General features: G+C 43.5%; 21 protein-coding genes. 8 read left to right on the forward strand and 13 right to left on the reverse strand.

Going from position 1 to position 18,056, the window contains the following annotated elements; genetic code table 11:
* The first annotated feature begins 154 nt into the window (after window positions 1-154).
* The 4 genes from HC246_RS06600 to HC246_RS06615 all read left to right on the forward strand — a co-directional run bounded on the left by HC246_RS06600 (window position 155) and on the right by HC246_RS06615 (window position 5,989).
* Window positions 155-2,041: an AMP-dependent synthetase/ligase gene (locus HC246_RS06600; protein WP_169362689.1), complete on the forward strand. Its 1,887-nt coding sequence runs from the start codon at window positions 155-157 to the stop codon at window positions 2,039-2,041.
* A gap of 60 nt (window positions 2,042-2,101) precedes the next feature.
* The gene (locus tag HC246_RS06605) at window positions 2,102-2,563 is read left to right on the forward strand and encodes a YlqD family protein (RefSeq protein ID WP_126384435.1); all 462 of its coding nucleotides are present in this window, start codon (window positions 2,102-2,104) and stop codon (window positions 2,561-2,563) included.
* 90 nt (window positions 2,564-2,653) lie between these two features.
* Window positions 2,654-4,240 carry a B12-binding domain-containing radical SAM protein gene (locus HC246_RS06610; protein WP_169362690.1) on the forward strand — a complete coding sequence of 529 codons (1,587 nt, stop codon included), beginning with the start codon at window positions 2,654-2,656 and terminating at the stop codon, window positions 4,238-4,240.
* A 132-nt stretch (window positions 4,241-4,372) separates the two neighbouring features.
* Window positions 4,373-5,989 carry a B12-binding domain-containing radical SAM protein gene (locus tag HC246_RS06615; RefSeq protein WP_169362691.1) on the forward strand — a complete coding sequence of 539 codons (1,617 nt, stop codon included), beginning with the start codon at window positions 4,373-4,375 and terminating at the stop codon, window positions 5,987-5,989.
* 50 nt (window positions 5,990-6,039) lie between these two features.
* Here the strand turns inward: HC246_RS06615 and HC246_RS06620 are convergent, their stop codons facing one another.
* The 11 genes from HC246_RS06620 to HC246_RS06670 all read right to left on the reverse strand — a co-directional run bounded on the left by HC246_RS06620 (window position 6,040) and on the right by HC246_RS06670 (window position 14,116).
* Window positions 6,040-6,636 carry a Uma2 family endonuclease gene (locus tag HC246_RS06620; RefSeq protein ID WP_169362692.1) on the reverse strand — a complete coding sequence of 199 codons (597 nt, stop codon included), beginning with the start codon at window positions 6,634-6,636 and terminating at the stop codon, window positions 6,040-6,042.
* Between the two features lie 498 nt (window positions 6,637-7,134).
* Entirely contained in the window at window positions 7,135-8,859 is a 1,725-nt protein-coding gene (locus tag HC246_RS26700; protein WP_169362693.1) for an SUMF1/EgtB/PvdO family nonheme iron enzyme, read from the reverse strand.
* A gap of 5 nt (window positions 8,860-8,864) precedes the next feature.
* A complete protein-coding gene (locus HC246_RS06630; protein WP_169362694.1) occupies window positions 8,865-9,245 on the reverse strand; it encodes a Pepco domain-containing protein in 381 nt (126 codons plus the stop codon).
* Between the two features lie 97 nt (window positions 9,246-9,342).
* A complete protein-coding gene (locus tag HC246_RS06635; RefSeq protein ID WP_169362695.1) occupies window positions 9,343-9,690 on the reverse strand; it encodes a HepT-like ribonuclease domain-containing protein in 348 nt (115 codons plus the stop codon).
* Window positions 9,680-9,982 carry a nucleotidyltransferase family protein gene (locus tag HC246_RS06640; RefSeq protein ID WP_169362696.1) on the reverse strand — a complete coding sequence of 101 codons (303 nt, stop codon included), beginning with the start codon at window positions 9,980-9,982 and terminating at the stop codon, window positions 9,680-9,682. Before HC246_RS06640 ends, HC246_RS06635 begins: the two co-directional genes overlap by 11 nt.
* 195 nt (window positions 9,983-10,177) lie before the next feature.
* Entirely contained in the window at window positions 10,178-11,707 is a 1,530-nt protein-coding gene (locus HC246_RS06645) for a hypothetical protein (RefSeq protein WP_169362697.1), read from the reverse strand.
* Window positions 11,704-12,486, reverse strand: a complete 783-nt coding sequence (locus HC246_RS06650; RefSeq protein WP_169362698.1) for a hypothetical protein — start codon at window positions 12,484-12,486, stop codon at window positions 11,704-11,706. Before HC246_RS06650 ends, HC246_RS06645 begins: the two co-directional genes overlap by 4 nt.
* Window positions 12,487-12,493: 7 nt before the next feature.
* Window positions 12,494-12,859: a hypothetical protein gene (locus HC246_RS06655; RefSeq protein ID WP_169362699.1), complete on the reverse strand. Its 366-nt coding sequence runs from the start codon at window positions 12,857-12,859 to the stop codon at window positions 12,494-12,496.
* A 2-nt stretch (window positions 12,860-12,861) separates the two neighbouring features.
* Window positions 12,862-13,320, reverse strand: a complete 459-nt coding sequence (locus tag HC246_RS06660) for a hypothetical protein (protein ID WP_169362700.1) — start codon at window positions 13,318-13,320, stop codon at window positions 12,862-12,864.
* A 118-nt stretch (window positions 13,321-13,438) separates the two neighbouring features.
* Window positions 13,439-13,735 (reverse strand): hypothetical protein, encoded by a 297-nt coding sequence (locus HC246_RS06665; protein ID WP_169362701.1) that lies wholly within the window; start codon window positions 13,733-13,735, stop codon window positions 13,439-13,441.
* A gap of 6 nt (window positions 13,736-13,741) precedes the next feature.
* A complete protein-coding gene (locus HC246_RS06670) occupies window positions 13,742-14,116 on the reverse strand; it encodes a hypothetical protein (protein ID WP_169362702.1) in 375 nt (124 codons plus the stop codon).
* Between the two features lie 249 nt (window positions 14,117-14,365).
* On the opposite strand from HC246_RS06670, the gene HC246_RS06675 reads away from it, so the two are divergent.
* Window positions 14,366-14,962: a tyrosine-type recombinase/integrase gene (locus HC246_RS06675; protein WP_169362703.1), complete on the forward strand. Its 597-nt coding sequence runs from the start codon at window positions 14,366-14,368 to the stop codon at window positions 14,960-14,962.
* Here the strand turns inward: HC246_RS06675 and HC246_RS06680 are convergent.
* Window positions 14,942-15,475, reverse strand: a complete 534-nt coding sequence (locus tag HC246_RS06680) for a hypothetical protein (protein WP_169362704.1) — start codon at window positions 15,473-15,475, stop codon at window positions 14,942-14,944. The genes HC246_RS06675 and HC246_RS06680 overlap by 21 nt on opposite strands.
* A gap of 44 nt (window positions 15,476-15,519) precedes the next feature.
* Window positions 15,520-15,771 (reverse strand): helix-turn-helix transcriptional regulator, encoded by a 252-nt coding sequence (locus tag HC246_RS06685; RefSeq protein WP_169362705.1) that lies wholly within the window; start codon window positions 15,769-15,771, stop codon window positions 15,520-15,522.
* Between the two features lie 399 nt (window positions 15,772-16,170).
* Here HC246_RS06685 and HC246_RS06690 point away from each other — a divergent pair, with 399 nt between their 5' ends.
* The 3 genes from HC246_RS06690 to HC246_RS06700 all read left to right on the forward strand — a co-directional run bounded on the left by HC246_RS06690 (window position 16,171) and on the right by HC246_RS06700 (window position 18,052).
* Entirely contained in the window at window positions 16,171-16,389 is a 219-nt protein-coding gene (locus HC246_RS06690) for a hypothetical protein (RefSeq protein WP_169362706.1), read from the forward strand.
* Complete coding sequence (locus HC246_RS06695) at window positions 16,386-16,979, forward strand: hypothetical protein (RefSeq protein WP_169362707.1); 594 nt, start codon at window positions 16,386-16,388, stop codon at window positions 16,977-16,979. The genes HC246_RS06690 and HC246_RS06695 overlap by 4 nt, the downstream gene beginning before the upstream one ends.
* A gap of 209 nt (window positions 16,980-17,188) precedes the next feature.
* Window positions 17,189-18,052: an IS110 family transposase gene (locus tag HC246_RS06700; protein WP_169362708.1), complete on the forward strand. Its 864-nt coding sequence runs from the start codon at window positions 17,189-17,191 to the stop codon at window positions 18,050-18,052.
* Window positions 18,053-18,056: the final 4 nt, after the last annotated feature.

Consider the following 18,056-nt stretch of genomic DNA (forward strand, 5'->3'; position numbering starts at 1 on the left):
GCACTGTAAAGGAACGTCCTGCATAACAGCAAATGGCAACCATTATAAATAATCTATGTTTTTAGGGATTACGCAATCCTTAAATTAATGCTTAGTTTTAAATATGATTTCTAGAAATCCCAAATAATTAAAAATTAGTAAAACCCTGACTTTTATGCCCAATTCCGTTCAGACTTTGCAATTAAAGCAACTAAGTAGTCTCTGGCAAATATGGGAACAAGGAGCTAAATCACATCCTGATGCGATCGCACTCTACGATCCCCATGCTAAACCACCTGTGCGAATTTCCTATAAAGATGCCTTTGAGCAAATTAATCAATTTGGGGCAGGTTTGCGATCGCTGGGTGTGAACTTTGGCGACAAGGTAGCACTCATTGCCGATAACTCACCAAGGTGGTTAATTGCCGATCAGGGGATTTTAGCGATCGGGGCAGCCAATGCTACGCGAAGTTCGCAAGCCGAGCGGAGTGAACTGCTCTACATCATCGAGCATAGTGATAGCGTCGCGATCGTGGTCGAAAATCTGGCGACCCTCAAAAAGCTCGAACCAGAATTGCATAGCCTGCCAGTCAAACAAATTATTTTGCTGTCAGACGAAACGCCACCCGAAGGAGCCTATAACTTTCAGCAATTATTAGATAAAGGTAGCAGCAAGGATTTAGGTAATCCAACTATCAAACGCGATACCCTTGCAACGCTGATCTACACTTCTGGGACAACTGCCAGACCGAAGGGGGTCATGCTCACCCACGGCAATTTCCTCTACGAAGTGGAAGGGGCGCAGTCAGTTTTAAAACTGCAAGTTAACGAAAAAGTTCTCAGTATTCTTCCCACATGGCATTCCTACGAGCGCACCTTTGAATATTTCATCTTTTCCCAAGGTTGCACGCAGATTTACACCAATCTCCGCACCATCAAAAAGGATTTAAAAGAACATAAACCTCATTACATGGTCGCTGTGCCACGCCTGTGGGAATCAATCTATGAAGGTGTGCAGAAAAACTTCCGTGATCAGCCTGAGAGCAAACAGCGCTTAGTCAAATTTTTCCTCACAACTAGCCAAAAATACATCACTGCCAAGCGGGTTGTCCAAGGATTGAATGTTGAAAATCTCTATCCTTCTCTAGGTGACAAATTTAAAGCATCACTGGTAGTTTTGGGACTATGGGCAGTTCATAAACTTGGTCATAAATTGGTTTACCAAAAAGTACGCGAAGCAACGGGTGGCAACTTCAAATACATCGTTAGTGGTGGCGGCTCGATCGCTGAACACCTCGAAGACTTCTATGAAATTGTCGGCATCGAAATTTTGGGGGGATATGGCTTAACCGAAACCTCACCAATTACCCATGTACGTCGTCCACATCGCAATATTCGTGGTGGAGATGGACAGCCCTTGCCCCAGACCGAAACCCGCATCGTCGATATGTCTACCAGAGCCGATGTGCCAATTGGTCATCAGGGATTAGTCCTCATTCGTGGTCCCCAAGTGATGCAGGGCTACTACAAAAATCCTGAAGCGACAGCTAAAGCGATCGATCCAGAGGGTTGGTTTGATACAGGCGATTTAGGCTATGTCAGCAAGTGGGATGACTTAGTAATTACAGGTCGTGCCAAAGATACGATCGTTTTGACTAATGGCGAGAATATTGAACCTCAGCCCATTGAAGATGCCTGTATTCGCAGTCCTTATATTGATCAGGTCGTCCTAGTGGGGCAAGACCAGAAACAATTGGGTGTTTTAATCGTTCCTAACCTATCAGCACTAGAAGCTGCGGGTTTAATTCCGCCTGATTCAACATTAGCAAGCGTTTTGCCAGAGTTGAATCAGCCTAAAATTCGTAATCTTTATCGCGAAGAACTGAATCGTGAAGTGCAAAACCGCCCCGGCTACAGCATTAACGATCGCATTGGTGTTTTTGAGTTCTTGCCTGAACCCTTTACAATCGAAAATGGGTTCCTCACGCAGACATTCAAAATCCGACGTAACATCGTATTTGAGCGTTATCAAGATATTATTGTCAAAATGTTTACCTCATGATGTGAAAGTGGCTTTGCCACTTTCACATCAACATAAATTATTAGCCAACTGGAGATAACTGTGAGTTTCGATTTTTCTAATCAGCTTTTATTACGTCGCACTGCAAATATTCAAGTGATTGTGACGCAACGCTGGAAAGAGGAAATGCAGCAACAACTGCAACAACAAATTGCTCAAATCGATGCCCAAGTACAGCAAGTTGATGCCCAAGGCTCTCGCCAAATCAATGAAATTGAGCGCCAAAGTATCAAGCCATTTTCTGCGGAAGTATCCAATGCTCTTGAAGGCATTCGTGCAGAAATGAATCGCGTTAAAGCCGAATTATTAGAACAAAAGAATCAATTGCTAACCCAATTGACCCAAGTGCAAAATTTGGAACTAGAACAAGAAGTGTCTCAAGGACAACTTGATAGCTACTTCCCAGCCGCCAAAGGCGATAACTTGATTGCTCAGATGCGCGTGGAAATTGTCCTCCGCGATGGCGTAATCGAAGATATCCGTACTGGTTTCCCTGCTGTCTAAATCCCCTCACCCCATCCCTCTCCCGCAGGAGAGGGAGAAGGATCTGGGGGATATGATTAAGAATATCCGCCCACTTAAACCCCAAAAGGTATGAACGTTCTACTGGTTTACCCACTTTTTCCAAAAACATTTTGGTCTTACGAAAAAATCCTAGAGCTAGTAAATCGCAAGGTGCTACTACCTCCGCTAGGATTGATTACTGTTGCAGCGATCTTGCCCCAAGAATGGAATTTTAAATTGGTCGATCGCAATGTTCGCACAATTACGGAGGCGGAATGGCAATGGGCGGATATGGTCATTCTCTCGGCAATGATCGTGCAGAAAGATGACCTGTTATCCCTGATTAGAGAAGCAAAAAGACGCGGTAAAAAAGTCGCCTGCGGTGGTCCTTACCCCACCTCAATGCCCGAAGAACCTCAAGCCGCAGGTGTTGATTACCTGATTTTGGATGAGGGTGAAATTACTTTACCGATGTTTGTCGAGGCGATCGCTAAGGGTGAACCCAGTGGCATTTTCCGCACCAATGAAAAGCCCGATGTCACTACTACGCCCGTGCCCCGCTTTGACCTCTTAGAATTTGATGCCTACGACTCGATGTCGGTGCAGTTCTCCCGTGGTTGCCCCTTCCAATGCGAATTTTGCGACATCATCGTTTTGTACGGACGCAAGCCGCGCACCAAGAGTCCTGCTCAGTTATTAGCCGAACTCGACTATTTATATAGCCTTGGCTGGCGACGGGGTGTATTTATGGTCGATGACAACTTCATCGGCAATAAACGCAATGTGCGCTTACTCCTGCTCGAACTGAAGGAATGGCAAAAAGAACATGGCTATCCCTTCCGCTTCAATACCGAAGCCTCAATCGATCTCGCCGCCGATCAGGAACTCATGGATCTGATGGTGGAATGCTATTTCGATGCTGTATTCCTTGGGATTGAAACCCCCGATGAAGATAGCTTGCAGATGACCAAGAAGTTTCAAAATACAAGGTCATCGCTATTGGATTCGGTGGAAGCGATCACCAAAACAGGGATTCGCGTTATGGCAGGCTTCATCATCGGCTTTGATGGTGAGAAAAAAGGAGCAGGCGATCGCATTGTGAGATTTGCCGAACTCACGGGCATCCCCACCACCACCTTCGCAATGTTGCAAGCATTACCCCATACAGCCCTCTGGCATCGTCTCGAAAAAGAAGGACGTTTACGCAGTCAAAATGGCAACTTGAATCAAACCACTTTGATGAATTTTGAGCCAACGCGCCCCGTCGAGGAAATTGCCCGCGAATATGTGGAAGCCTTCTGTGCGCTGTATGAGCCACATGCCTACCTCGATCGCGTTTACAGCTATTTCCTAAAACTTGGCGCACCAAGGGTTAAGGTAGAAGCAAAACTTCCCACCCTTACCGACCTGAAGGCATTAGCCATTATCGTCTGGCGGCAAGGCATCAAGCGCGATACCCGTTGGAAGTTCTGGCATCATCTATTTAGCATGATCAAGCGCAATCCTGCGGTATGGGAACATTACCTGATCGTCTGCGCCCACAATGAACATTTCATGGAGTACCGCGATATTGTCCGCCGAGAGATTGAAGGGCAATTAGCCGCCTATTGGCAAGAGGAAGAGCGTCTAAAGCTTGTAAGTCCTACTCCAGCCAGAGAATTAGATCTAGCAAGCTAGTCTATGTAGCGAAATCTTTTATCTATTAAAAGATTTTATTTTGTAATAACCCTTTTTAATTCTTGTTAGTGAGCAAGTCTTATTCATAGGAATTGAGAAGGGTTTTGTTTTATCAATTAACCCCAAAATATAATGCGTGTTTTACTCGTCTATCCGTTATTTCCGAAAAGCTTCTGGTCATTTGAGAAAACACTGGAATTAGTTGGTTATAAGGCTCAGCTTCCACCCCTTGGCATGGTCACGGTTGCCGCGATCTTGCCCCAGACTTGGGAATTTAAACTCGTCGATCGCAATGTGCGCGATATCACTGAAGCCGAATGGGAATGGGCGGAAGTGGTAATTCTCTCAGCGATGATCGTGCAGAAAGATGACTTTCTCGCGCAAATTCAAGAGGCGAAAAAGCGCGGTAAATTAGTTGCTGTGGGAGGTCCCTATCCTACCGCTTTACCTGAAGAAGCGAAGGTTTCGGGGGCAGATTTCTTGATTCTCGATGAGGGGGAAATTACGTTACCGATGTTTGTGGAGGCGATCGAAAGAGGCGAGCGCAGTGGTATTTTGCGAGCCAATGGTGAAAAGCCTGCGGTGACAGATACGCCGATTCCTCGGTTTGACTTGCTAGAAATGAACCGTTATGCGGAAATGTCGGTACAGTTCTCCCGTGGTTGCCCCTTCCAATGCGAATTTTGCGACATCATCGTTCTCTATGGACGTAAGCCTCGTACTAAGACTCCTGCTCAGATTCTGGCGGAATTGCAATGTCTCTATGATCTTGGTTGGAGACGCAGCATTTTCATGGTCGATGATAACTTCATCGGCAATAAGCGCAACGTGAAGGTGATGCTCCAAGAGCTAAAGCCTTGGATGAAGGAACGCAATTATCCCTTCTCCTTTGCCACCGAAGCCTCGGTCGATCTTGCCCAAGATCCTGAAATGATGCAGATGATGGTGGAATGTAACTTTGGTTCCGTATTCCTTGGGATTGAAACCCCTGACACTGATAGTCTTGCGCTCACCAAGAAGTTCCAAAACAATCGCGATCCGCTTTCAGAATCGGTGATCAATATCGCCAGAGCAGGGATTCGGGTGATGGCAGGATTTATCATCGGCTTTGATGGTGAGAAGAAAGGAGCAGGCGATCGCATTGTCCAATTTGTCGAACTCACGGCAGTTCCTACGGCGCTCTTCAGTATGCTACAAGCCTTGCCTGATACAGGTCTGTGGCATCGTCTGAATAAAGAAGGTCGGATGATTACCCAGAATAGCAATGGGCATCAAACCACTTTGATGAACTTCATGCCCACTCGTCCATTGGAAGATATTGCAACAGAATATGTCCATGCCTTCTGGACTCTTTACGATCCCCTTGTCTTTCTCAATCGCACCTACCGCCATTTCTTGATTTTGGGCGAGTCGCCATACAAGCGCATCAAGCGTGAGAAAACTGATCAGAAGAAGAAAACTGATTGGACTGCGATTAGAGCATTACTAATTCTCTGTTGGAGACAAGGATTTGTTCGCAAAACCCGTTTCCAATTCTGGATTAATCTCTTTGACTTGATGAAGCGTTATCCCAACGTGGTCACCAGCTATCTATCGGTTTGCGCTCAGGGTGAGCATTTCCTCGAATATCGCTCGATTGTGCGTGAACAGATTGAAGCTCAACTTGCCGATTATTTGGCTAATCCTCCTGTACTTCAGCCCAAGGTTGTACCTGTGGAGAAAAAGTTGGATTTGCAAGAAGTGAAGTAGCGATCGCAGTCTCAACGTAAGCAAAAGAGTCGCTTCGCGGCTCTTTTATTTTATTCAAAAATCTGGGATAGGGGACAAGAAAATTCTGGTAATAATGGGGAAGTGAGGGTGTCGGTCACAAATAGAGTCATTGCTAATTTGAGAACTCCATTTTCGCGACGGTAGATTTGGAGTTTCTTTTCTCGCCAATCAGCGATCCAATATTCCAAAACTCCCTGTGATGAATAGAGCTTTAACTTAACTTCGCGATCGCGCTTTTCATTATCAGTTCCCGCCGATAGCACCTCAATCGCTAGATCAGGCGCACCAAGTAAATGTCCAGATTGATCAATCAAAGCTTCATATTTTTCTTTGCTAACCCACACTACATCAGGAATAACATCATCCTTATTGCCAAAGATTACACCTGCACCCAAAGATGTTTTGCCTAATTTCGTAGTGAGCGACCAAATATCCAAGACGGTAAAAAATCTGCCACAGGTGGTTTGATGTTTCCAGTGAGGCGCTCTCGTCACGTAAAGTTCTCCTTCAATAATTTCATAACGGTTGCCGTTGTCAGGTAATAGTTCGAGGTCGGCACTTGTCCACAGCAGTTTTTCCTCTGGGGCATTGGCTGAGAGATTGGGTGGTGCGATCGCTTGAGTCATGATGTTTTCCTAAGCAGAGCGATAAGGTGATTATAGCAATCATCCCCATTTGTCAGAATTATGGATCGAGATAGATTTCGTAGGGGCTGAGCATTCCCGCACAGATTTATAAATTCTCAGATTCCCTTGATTTGGGAATGCTCTGCCCTAAATCTCACAATGCAGGGACAGTTTATTATTGAGGTTTTTCATTTTGCCTACGGCAAAATGAAAAACCTCCGTGCAGGGACAGTTTATCGGTGAAAGCGGAGAGGGTTAAGCATTTGCGGATTGAGATTTTGGTGAGGAGTTTGGGAATTGTGGCGCAAATGCTTAACCCCTACATGGGGATTATGACAAAAAGATAATTTTGAGTCAGCCAATCTTTCGGTTTCCCTACTAAAATAACTGACTCATTTTATATTTGGATGCAGTTACCCGCACCACTGGAGATAGCCTGTACTGCCACCATGTGCGCTCGATGGAATCCCTTCCAACAATTCTGACAATTGGTAGTACTCACGAGGAAGAAACGAAGACGACACGAAAACCAAGATAGTTAAGCTGATTACGCGCGCCGTTACTGCTACGATAGGAAGACCGACAAATGATCGCATCGATGACCCAAGAACCGCCGCGCCGCAAACGAGAACGATTATCGTTATTATCTATATTGAGATCGCCCCATGCTTGATTTCCCTGTTTCTTGAGATTTTCTGGTTTATCAGTATAGCTATCGTGCCACTCGTCTAAACACCATTCCCAGACATTGCCACTCATGTCATAAATCCCAAGCTCATTAGCCTTTTTCTGCCCCACTGGATGAGTTACACTGCCGCTATTATCGCGATACCAAGCTACTTCATCTAGATTATTGCTACCTGCATAGATAAAGCCCTTGCTCTGGTTCGCACCTCTCGCAGCATATTCCCATTCCGCCTCAGTGGGCAGTCTTACCTCCCTTCCTATCTGTTGGGATAACTTCTTACAGAATGCTCTAGCATCATGCCAAGACACCCCCACAACTGGCCGCAAATCCCGTTGAAACTTTTTGTCGCAATTTGTTGAGCCTTTAGTTTTCATCACCGATTGCCATTGGGCATTAGTGACCGCATATTTACCAATCAGAAATTCCTTTAGCTGCACCTCATGAATGGGCTCTTCATTGTCATACTCATCGCTCCCCATCATAAATTTTCCTGCGGGAACCTTGACTAATTCCAGCGCCACCCCATTGCCAAGGTCAAGAATTAACGGATTGGATTCTGGCGATTTACTTACATTGCGATTTCTAGTCCCAACAGCAACAGGATTAGGAATTACTTGTGGAGATCCGCCAAGATAACGCTCCACCGCCAAACCTTCAATCTCAGTAATCGCCTCATAATCCGTCCCATCCACCGCCAAAACCTGCATCCACAAACGCCTTGCCATATCAAGCTTTTTGTCACGATGCGCCTTAAAAGCATCCTTCTTGAGCGGTTCTAGATCGAACTTATCCGCATACTTCGGCATCAAAATCAAATGACCCTTTTCTTGAGGATCGAGCATCATGCGCGGAGTTTGCCTAGTCTTTGCCAACTCAGGAACACGATACTTCAGATAACTATTCAACTTCGTCGCCGTTGCACAACGCCCCTGCACACCCAAACCCTCCACCAAAGCATAGGTAAACGCCCCATGTTGCAGTTCATCCACCTCATAGGAATACTCCGACGGACTGCAAGCCGCAATACTAATCACATCCGCAATTTTGGCTTCTCGCTCAGTTTCACGACCAATACCTTCACCCGATCGCGTAGTCCCATTTCGCCGCACCTGATTGCGACAGGCATCTAGTGCCAAAATGACATTTCCCGCCCCACTGCCGCGCAGATTTTGGATTACTTGATTAACCGCAATCCCTGTATTCGCAACATTGTCAGGATCGCCATCACTCGGCATCAGATAATCGATCCCATCTTCTAAAATGCCATGTCCCGCAAAAAAGAACCAAAAATTGTCACTTTCATGGAGAAATGGCTGAGCAAAAAGCTCCTTAAATACCTTTAGCAAATTGTTGCGAAAAGGCTTGGTTGTCTTGCCATCCAAATCGGGTGAATCATCGGAAAAATAGAAAATGTGATCAAACTTTGCCTCATTTTCTAAAAACTGACAAATATGCAGAGCATCATTTTTCGCATACTTCAAAGGATGCAAAAACTCATATTGATTCACCCCGATCGCGATCGCCCAATTCGCCACAAACCTTACGCTCCCTTCTCGCGCTTAAACTTGAGCTTGATCGCACTCTTGCCGCGAGCCTTAGCACCACTACCGATTAAACGGATTTCTCCCTCAGCACCGATCTCCACAGATAGCTCGATCTCATCCAAACACATTCCCGATGTCTTTTTGGCTTCCTTTTCCGCACTGCTAAAAACCCGTCCCACCATCTGCAAAAATCCTGACATCTTCGCTTCGAGTTCTTCAACACTCAAAGTCTTTTCATGCTTAACCAAGTTTTTATTTGACTGAGCTTCTTTGCCCCACCCCCTTGGATTAACCACCGAAGTTTCCGCAGATTGAGCTTCTTCCTCGTATGGTTCAACTGCGATCGTAATCATCCCGTAACTAGCATTTTCAGACATAGATTTTGTAAAACTCTAGTCATTTATCATACATTTTTCATCACAATTATTACACAGCACTTTAAAGCTTTTTAGGATTGCGATCGCCAAATTACTATTACAAATTTTCATGCTTAATTAGCTCGTTTAATTGTTCAATCAAAAGAGGAATGTCCATTTCTACGCCTTCCCAAACAGTTCTTAATCTAATTTGAAAGTATTCATGAGCCATTACATTACGCATATCAGCCATCATTCTCCACGGAATATCAGGATACTTTTCTTTTAATGTTGATGGAATATAAATAGCAGCTTCGCCAATAATCACAAAGTCATAGAGTGTAGCTTTGTTAACTGTTTCATCATCACAAAATTGCTCGTAGGTATAACCTTGGGTACGATTTTGGATTGCGATCGCTGAGTTTAAAATATCTTGAACTCGTAATTGCCACTCTCTAGAAGGCATGAAAAATCTCCTTTAAAACTGGTTCACGTAAATGCTCTCGCAGGGAATCTATAGTACCTAAGTCAACATCACAGTGCAGAATATCTTCAAGATAAAGCTTGATTTTGATGAATCCAAAAAGCCCAGTTGGACGCGATAAATCTACTAAGACATCGACATCGCTACCTAAATGCGCCTCATCCCTTGCAACAGAGCCAAATAAATCAAGCGATCGCACACCCAGTTTTTGCAACTCTTCCTTATGTTCATCAATGATTCTTAATACTTCACTACGCCTTAAAATATTACTCATTGGCATTTATTTTAGTCAGCTATAAATGCATCATATAGCAATCTTAAAAAGTGATGGGAAATGTTCCCATTTGAGAAAGAACTTGTAGTAGAAATCACGATTGCTATAGCAGCCTTAAATCATTTGTAGATTTTGGGTTTGTGGAGGCATACCCCAGAGGGGTGTGCCTGCATTAGGGTGAATCCCCAAAAAGGACTAGGGGGCATTGACAACAGTATTAAAAGCATCTGTATACCACTGGTTAAAGTTTCCAGCACATTCAGGGTGATTTAGATAATCCTGTGATGATGCCAATTCAGCTAATTTATCTTGTAATGCTGTTTCTAGATTCCAACCAACAGATTTAAAGTAGGTTGCATCATTGGTTCCCCAAGTGGTGTACTGCTCTTGATAAGTCGTACAGTCAAAGGAATATGCACAGCTACCATCATCAATAGTTGCAAGAGGGTTGTAATTTAGAGCGTTTGGATCGGTACAACCATAGAAATCTGTTGATGGACTGCAATCATAAAGCTGCACAGATTTGAAAGAGCGATCGCTACCACACCCGCCAAATTCAACCACAGATACATCAACCAAACCGCCTGAATCGAAAAGCTGTACAGATTTGGATGAGCGATCGCTACCACACCCCGTAAACTCAACCACAGATACATCAATAGACTGACAATCAAAACTACAGCTACCATCATCAACGGTTGCATCAGGGTTGTAATTAGTCGCATTTGGATTAGTACACCCATAGACAGGGTAAATACAACTCCCGTCATTAATATTCGCGTTAGGGTTGTAATTAGTTGCTAAAGGATCGGTACATCCGTAATGAGGACAAAGCGGATCATCAGGAAAAAGAGAGCAAAACTCAGGAGGAGGAGGAGGAGGGGGGATTGGAGTGCAAGGGGGAATGAAATAGGAGGGTAGTGTACCCTTCTGAACTCTTACCCCGTTGACTGTGTTATATGAATCGGTTGTATCAGTTTCTTTTATTATTTCGACGGATGGCGAATTAGTCCAAAAACCCTGACCGTCAGCATATCCCGCTATTGGTGGTGTTACAAACTTAGTCCCATTAAGTTCCGTGACGACAAACTCAGTTTCAAAAACAAAGACGTTGTTATATAGAATCACCTGCCCCAAGTAATTCTTTTTGATAATTCCGAAATCATTAGCAGCTCTTTCTCTGGTATAACCTGCGGGGCATTTATCAAACAGCTTAGGCGGCGAGGGTGGCGGAGGTGGAGTATCGGGGGGACATGGTGAGCATTCGCAGTTCTCATACCACTTTTGATAAAGCCAAAACCCAACAATTTTATCTAGGATTTTTGTTGAATTTCCCTGCAAAATATCATTTGCAGTAAAAAAGTAATTGAGAATGGGAACTAATTCCGCTATGAACTGAAACACATCCTGATAAGTGATGTCATCAGGCAAAGGGGGCGGGTTTTTGGCGCAAAACTGACTAACATCAATTTGCCCCGTTATTTCATCGATAACGATTTCAAAACCCTTTTTAGCAACCTTTTTGAGAATATCGCCAAACACCTGATCAGCATTTTGTAAATCAGGATTAAGTGAAGCTACTTTTTTAATAGCGGCTGGAACTACATCCAACAATCGACACAGATTACCCTCTAATCCAAAGAGAGCGCAAAGCACACCTATATCAACGGGATTAATAAAATCTACAGCCCCGCTTTGTTTCTGAGAGCCACACTGACAAGTCATATTGACCTCATAAATTTGACTGTCGCGGTAACTTGATTGCTAAGGTATAGAGAACCGTAGCGACGATAAACACCTGATAAATCCGATAAATCAAACCATTGACTTTTATATTCAACTTTCTTGTCAGAATTCCAGTAAACATTATCGGAACCTTCTGTTTTAAATCCCGTACTAAGAGTTCCTAAAAGTGAGTAGTATTTCTCTAGATTGCTATCACTGCTATTAAATCTTTTACCGTACCAATCAGGAATATTAGCCGCAATAATTACCAAGCTTTCGGCATCATAAGGTATTTGAAAACTCGCTGAAGCGCTTAAAGATATCGTGCCGTATAAATATTGTTTTTTCCTATTTAGCCGTTTTTTAATTTCTTCTAAAAGAATCTCTTTGAGGAAATCAATAATCAAGCTTGCAATGAACTTAACGGGTGCTTTATAACCAACCAAAATAGCAATTAACTTAGGTAGCCAAACTAAAGCACCGCCGTTAGGATAGGGAATAATACTGTTGTCGCCTAACGCTTGCACATACTCATTTTCAATGCTTTGAATAACCGTAAATGTTGCGCTAATCGCTTCATTTACTTCTTGTTGAGCTTGTGATATTTCTTGTAGAGAATCTGGATTATCAAGCTGTATTGATGGCGGATTCCAACTGTTATCTAAAATGGTTACATTGTATAAAACTGATGATTGAGCATCACTACCAAGATTGCAGAATTTATCATAAATATCTGCAATCTTAGAGTAAATATCTTGGAGTGTTTCAAGCTGTGACATCAGTAAACTACATCTCTATCCCAGAATTTTCTGAGTACCAACGTTCATCAATAGTGCTGTAATGCTTTTCCTGGATAGGTTGGGTTAACAATCCTCTTAGGCGTTCGGTTTCCTCTTCGCCTAGTACTTTGCGTTGGAGCTGTGCAACGCGCTCATCGACTCTGACATAGAACTTAGAAAGCTCATCAAGTCTATGATCGTGGGCTGAAAGTGTATCAGAAACAGAATCAAATTCTGTTTCCAACTTTTTACCTAAATTATTAGTATCTTTTTCCAGTGCTGCTAGTCTTGCGTCACGCTCACCGAAGGCGTAGACAACACTCAAGACAGCGATCGCAAATGTTGCGATCGCTATTAAATCTTGAATGGGCATATCTACACCTTAACTTCGTTGACTTTCTGGATGATTCTGTATTCAGCGCTAGCTGTGCCATCCCAACTATGATTGATGGTCATGGTTGTGTATGGCTGAACTAGACCGCCTAAAGGGTCGTATTCTTGCAATTGCTGAAATTGTTCAAGAGTCAGAATTGGCACTTCTAAACGCCGTTTTAGTTTGGTTCCAAAACACGCTGAACTTGTACCATTTGTAATCAATTCCAGAACAACATGACGGGGATGAATCCCATACTCATTTTTATTCTTATTGAGTTTGATATGTGCAGGAATCCTTGGAGCGCTAACATTTTGCGTCTCATTGATTTTTGCCGCCGATGTCCCAACATTGTAAGTATCCAAACTTACTTTCATTAAAGCGGCGATACCTAACACACCATTGCCATCTTTGAGTTCAACCTCATAGGCAAAATCTTGTTTTTGAATGCCTCTAGCCATTTTGCTTTATCTCTGTCTACTAATTTATTTACTTACTTTTTACAAACTTGACAATGCCTAACGCATTTGTTCGCTGACGACGCTGCCAACAATCCATACTCGACCGTTAACAGTTATCTCAGAGCCTGCGGTGTGTGGTTGCTGGATCGAGAACGATTACACGCTTTGTAGTCTGTGAAGGTGGCAATAAACAGCCTGTGCTTGCTGCTGTAGACTTCAAATTTAAAATGCAATGTCTAGGCTTGCACCCAACAGCCTTGGCATTTTTGGAAAATTCAAAAGTAATATTTTCGGTAGGTGTGCCTGTTGGCGCTGCACCTCTAACGCTTGCTAGTTCAGAGCTATCGTCTGTACGAGCATAGAAAATATTGCCTTTATCGGTCTTATATTTATATCTACTGGTTCCGCTTGCCATAGTTATTTAGGGGCTATCGTTTTGGTACGTGTCGATGAGCTTGGCGGTATATTTGGCGCGTTCAGCCTTTCGCTCACCAATTGTAAAAGTCTGCATACTTCCGTCTTGGTAATCTCTTAACTGAATTGTGCTTTGTGAGCCTGTCCATAATGGGGCGGTAACAGATTGGCAGATAATATCCCGTTTAATTGGTCTGGTTGGATGATGAGCAATTACATATCGTGGCTCTATATTTCTGGGTAAATACGGTAAGCCTAGATCTGATGATGTAATAGCTGTGAATCCCGTTCCAGTCGTCAAACAGTTGGATTTATCAAGTCTAAGTAGCCATGAATTTCCTTTGTTATCTGTGTATTTAAAATCTGCTAAACTACCTGCCATTTTTTGGATGTCCTCGCGGCGTTAAATGAAATTAAATTGCACCGCGCCATTGTACTTACCTTGTCAAGTCATGCTGTATTTTTGCCTGTGCAGCTCGGCGGCGCAATTTCGCGGAAATAGATAGAAATGAGAAGATAGCTAAACGGCTGATTGCTATACGGGGAGAGACTTTATAGGTATAGTAAGGGGTGGGTGGTAACTTCTATCTCTCACTTATTTATCATTTCATTCTTTAAGTGAGAGGTTTGAATGGGGAAAAATTGCCGCAATGGTCAAGCTGAAATTTTAGATGATCGGGAATTGGATCGGATTTTTCGCCATCTTATCTCGCGTGAGCATAAATTATTTTTCACCATTGCCAGATACACGGGTGAGCGTTTCGGTGCGATCGCTCAATTGCGGGTTAGTGATGTTTATGACGATCATTGCAAACCACTCCAAGAAATTACTTTTCCCGCGTCGATTCGTAAAGCGTCCCCTGATGGTTCCCGCTCTACGCGCCAAATGATTTGTTATGAGCGTTTGGCTGATGGTCTGGCAGCACAGCGCCCAAAAAGTTGCGATCGCTTCTGGTTGTTTCCATCGTCTATCAAAACTGGTCAGCCTATAACTTGGTCTGCTGCGGATAAGTGGTTACGCGCTGCCGTCGAAAGAGCGGGGCTTGAGCATCGTGGTATTTCTGGGCATAGTCTGCGCCGATCATTCATCACCAAGCTCTATGAGTCTGGTATGGATATTCACGCAATCCAACAAATTACAGGTCATAAGTCGATCTCTGTGCTGCAAAAGTACATCGGCAAAAATCCCGCGAAATTGAAGGAGGCTTTAGGCGCTATCTTTGCCTAGATACTTTTTGCCGATCGCCACACATATTTCTTTGGCACTTTTCCCCCCGGTCCACATGGCTGTAATTTTCTCGGTTTGCTTTTGGGGTATGTGGTGATGTCGGTAAATTCCCTTGGCATCGAGGTAGACATATCGCTGATATTTGTAAAATTTCCCGTTGCGTCCTTGGACTTGATAAGTCTCGATTGTCCCGTGTTTTCTAGGGTTTAACTCTGTTTCTGGGATATCTGCCATACCGTCAAATATCCCAGAAACATCTACCTCGATGACAACTTTTGCTAACCACTTATCCTGATTAATAAATAATTTCCCGTATTTATGCCATGCAGGATTATTGTCCCATCGGACATAAATAAAGCCGCCTTCGATCTTCATAACTTGCCCAAATCCTTTGGGCTTTGCATGGGGATGTGGGGGGCTGTTATCTACCACGCGATCGCCTATCTCAAATTGATCGGCATATTCCCCATCATTAATCTGCAATTCCAAAAGGTCTAGCTGTAAGGCTTCCATACTTTTCTATGGCGGCGCGTTGCGCCGCTAGTTTTGGCGATCGCTTAATTCGGGGTTTGTTCAAGACTGCTATTAATTGGTTGTGGCGCAAAGCTATCAGGTAGCTGGTTTATAGAGTCTAGTCCTAGAGCTAAACACAGTGCTTTGTACTGAGATAACTTGAGTTTTGGCTCTTCTCTCCCGTTTTCCCAGTTACTTATTGTTTGACGACTAACTCCGATAGCCTTAGCTAATTCCTGCTGTGAGCATCTTCTAAGTGTTCTAAGTCTCATAAGGGGGGATTCTAGATTAGTCATTTTATAATAAACCCATTTTACAATAAGTCAAACACGCTTGACAGTATGGAAAACGTGCTTTACATTGAAGAAACAAAACAAAGACAGCACCAAATCGCTTAGATGATCGGGCGCTGTCTCTGTGAAAACTGATTGATTGATATTTTCCCATACATACCATCGGGCTAGAGACTCCCAAATATCGGTAGGCGATCGCGTAGGTATGGGAAATTTTGTACCAATATCTAAAACCTATATGCCTTACGAAATACCGCCTAACTCTCAAGGTTCGTTTTGTGCTGGTTGCAAAGCTCGGATTTTCTGGGCAAAAACTGAAGCGGGGAAGTGGATACCACTGAACACCGATAAGTCACCACACTTTTCAACCTGTCCCCAATCCAAACGATTTAGAAAACCAAAATGCTAAAAGGTCAACCCATCATGCACCCAATCGGACGTTATTGGAGTTCCCGTACTCACCCTATGCCCGCTAATACTGAAGCATGGATCGAGCGCTTACCGATGGCGCAAAAAATGCAGCTTGCATCTGCACTGATGCAGCAATGCTGCACTGTTTTCCAAAATGCATCAACTCTCTCAATCCTCAAACCTACTATTCAAGGAGATGACGCTTCATGATGTCCGAACCGTTCAAACCATTTTTAATCAACGATCGCTCTAGTGCCTTGATCAATTTCATTGATGCTAGCCAATTTACCGAGAGCGAGTTAGTCGATGTTTATCTCGGTATGTGCGATCGCCTAAAGCATCTCATTGAACTCAAACCGACTATGAGTTTTGAGATTCATCAGCCTTCACCAGAACTCACAAATGAGACAGTGAAAGGGCTTATGCAAGACTTAAACACCGATGAAAAATTGTTGTTTGAGGTTGAGCCACTTGAGGCTTATATGATTTTGGGCATGATGCAGGCGGCGATCGTCTCGTTGGGTATACCTGAAAACCTTGAAAAGTTCGGACGGAAGTTTATCAAAGCATTTTGCGATCGCTATCGGATTATGTTCCCTGATGTTGTTAAAACTCTTGAGATGGGTTGGACAACCTGTATGACATCAGAAGAGTTTGACGATCTAATCGATTCTGATGAAAACGAGCTATCTGTTGAAGACTTTCTAGGTAGTGGTGTCTTGATTCGTGTTGGTAATGATTTCCAGATGCCTGATATACCAACTCATTTTCCAGATGACTATGTAGACGACTTTGCCTAGACGACTCAGCAACGGGCGCGGCTTAAACTCCGCGTCGCTTGCTGAGTGTGTCCAAAGCACTCGGCATAGAGAGACGGTTTATAGGGTGAATAAAGCCTTAGAGCTTCAATTCTTCTCAAACCGACTCTCTATCTACCTACAGAATGAATGAAGCCATAAGCGCTTATGGGTGATTCCTAGGTCTAACAAACATAATCACTCGCGACATCATGAATATCATCGGTTTGGACGTTGGCAGAAACAACGTCACAGCTTGTTTGTTGACTGGATATCCAGATCAACCGCTTAAGCATTTCCAAAATATCAAAAAAGACATTATCAAATGTCAAGCTGATTCTATTGGAGTACAGAGATTACTTGATCTAAAACCTGATGGCGTGGTCATGGAACCTACAGGTATTTGGTACAGCAATTTCTGGAAACACCTTGCCGAATTTCACAAAATCCCAATCTATTGGATTGGACATGGTGACTTAGCAAATCAACGGGGCGCGTATGGTTTCAAGAACAAAACTGACCCTGAAGATGCTTATTGCTTAGCACTGACTTACTTTGACGATCGCTTTGTCGATGTCCACGGGAAAAAGCGATACCTAGAATTTGAGACAGGAAAAGTCGCACTTGTCCGCGACTGGTTCTTTGAATGTGAACAGCTTGATAAACTTCTCAATTCATTAATTAATCAATGCCGTCAACGATTGACTATGGAGTTTCCAGAAATTGCACAGAGACAGTCTAAACTCAATCCAAAATTAGGCTATGAGCCAATATGGGGATATGTAGCAGGAATCAGAGAATATAGCGTCATCAAGAAACTTCACGAAAAAAGCGCCGCCCGTGCCATTGGTATCGAGATTAGTGAATACACCAAAGAACACGCTAAGAAGATCTGCGAACTGCAAAACAACTCGATAAAAAAGAGCGTGACCTTGCTCTACTCATGCAATCCGATGAGTTTGCACCATACATCAAAGTCTTTAAAAAGTTTGGCTTTGGACTGCGTAACCAAGCCTTGCTACTTTGTCAGTGCTACCCGTTTGAGCGCTTCCTACTCGACGGTAAGCCATGGGTAGATTA

The organism is Pseudanabaena yagii GIHE-NHR1, from assembly GCF_012863495.1.
Lineage (GTDB): Bacteria > Cyanobacteriota > Cyanobacteriia > Pseudanabaenales > Pseudanabaenaceae > Pseudanabaena > Pseudanabaena yagii.

What these genes read in the sequence shown, in the direction of transcription:
- HC246_RS06600 (WP_169362689.1), top strand. Translation starts at nt 155, where the DNA reads ATGCCCAATTCCGTTCAGACTTTGCAATTAAAGCAACTAAGTAGTCTC.
- HC246_RS06610 (WP_169362690.1), top strand. Translation starts at nt 2,654, where the DNA reads ATGAACGTTCTACTGGTTTACCCACTTTTTCCAAAAACATTTTGGTCT.
- HC246_RS06615 (WP_169362691.1), top strand. Translation starts at nt 4,373, where the DNA reads ATGCGTGTTTTACTCGTCTATCCGTTATTTCCGAAAAGCTTCTGGTCA.
- HC246_RS06620 (WP_169362692.1), bottom strand. Translation starts at nt 6,636, where the DNA reads ATGACTCAAGCGATCGCACCACCCAATCTCTCAGCCAATGCCCCAGAG.
- HC246_RS06630 (WP_169362694.1), bottom strand. Translation starts at nt 9,245, where the DNA reads ATGTCTGAAAATGCTAGTTACGGGATGATTACGATCGCAGTTGAACCA.
- HC246_RS06635 (WP_169362695.1), bottom strand. Translation starts at nt 9,690, where the DNA reads ATGCCTTCTAGAGAGTGGCAATTACGAGTTCAAGATATTTTAAACTCA.
- HC246_RS06640 (WP_169362696.1), bottom strand. Translation starts at nt 9,982, where the DNA reads ATGAGTAATATTTTAAGGCGTAGTGAAGTATTAAGAATCATTGATGAA.
- HC246_RS06645 (WP_169362697.1), bottom strand. Translation starts at nt 11,707, where the DNA reads ATGACTTGTCAGTGTGGCTCTCAGAAACAAAGCGGGGCTGTAGATTTT.
- HC246_RS06650 (WP_169362698.1), bottom strand. Translation starts at nt 12,486, where the DNA reads ATGTCACAGCTTGAAACACTCCAAGATATTTACTCTAAGATTGCAGAT.
- HC246_RS06655 (WP_169362699.1), bottom strand. Translation starts at nt 12,859, where the DNA reads ATGCCCATTCAAGATTTAATAGCGATCGCAACATTTGCGATCGCTGTC.
- HC246_RS06660 (WP_169362700.1), bottom strand. Translation starts at nt 13,320, where the DNA reads ATGGCTAGAGGCATTCAAAAACAAGATTTTGCCTATGAGGTTGAACTC.
- HC246_RS06665 (WP_169362701.1), bottom strand. Translation starts at nt 13,735, where the DNA reads ATGGCAAGCGGAACCAGTAGATATAAATATAAGACCGATAAAGGCAAT.
- HC246_RS06670 (WP_169362702.1), bottom strand. Translation starts at nt 14,116, where the DNA reads ATGGCAGGTAGTTTAGCAGATTTTAAATACACAGATAACAAAGGAAAT.
- HC246_RS06675 (WP_169362703.1), top strand. Translation starts at nt 14,366, where the DNA reads ATGGGGAAAAATTGCCGCAATGGTCAAGCTGAAATTTTAGATGATCGG.
- HC246_RS06680 (WP_169362704.1), bottom strand. Translation starts at nt 15,475, where the DNA reads ATGGAAGCCTTACAGCTAGACCTTTTGGAATTGCAGATTAATGATGGG.
- HC246_RS06685 (WP_169362705.1), bottom strand. Translation starts at nt 15,771, where the DNA reads ATGACTAATCTAGAATCCCCCCTTATGAGACTTAGAACACTTAGAAGA.
- HC246_RS06690 (WP_169362706.1), top strand. Translation starts at nt 16,171, where the DNA reads ATGCTAAAAGGTCAACCCATCATGCACCCAATCGGACGTTATTGGAGT.
- HC246_RS06695 (WP_169362707.1), top strand. Translation starts at nt 16,386, where the DNA reads ATGATGTCCGAACCGTTCAAACCATTTTTAATCAACGATCGCTCTAGT.
- HC246_RS06700 (WP_169362708.1), top strand. Translation starts at nt 17,189, where the DNA reads ATGAATATCATCGGTTTGGACGTTGGCAGAAACAACGTCACAGCTTGT.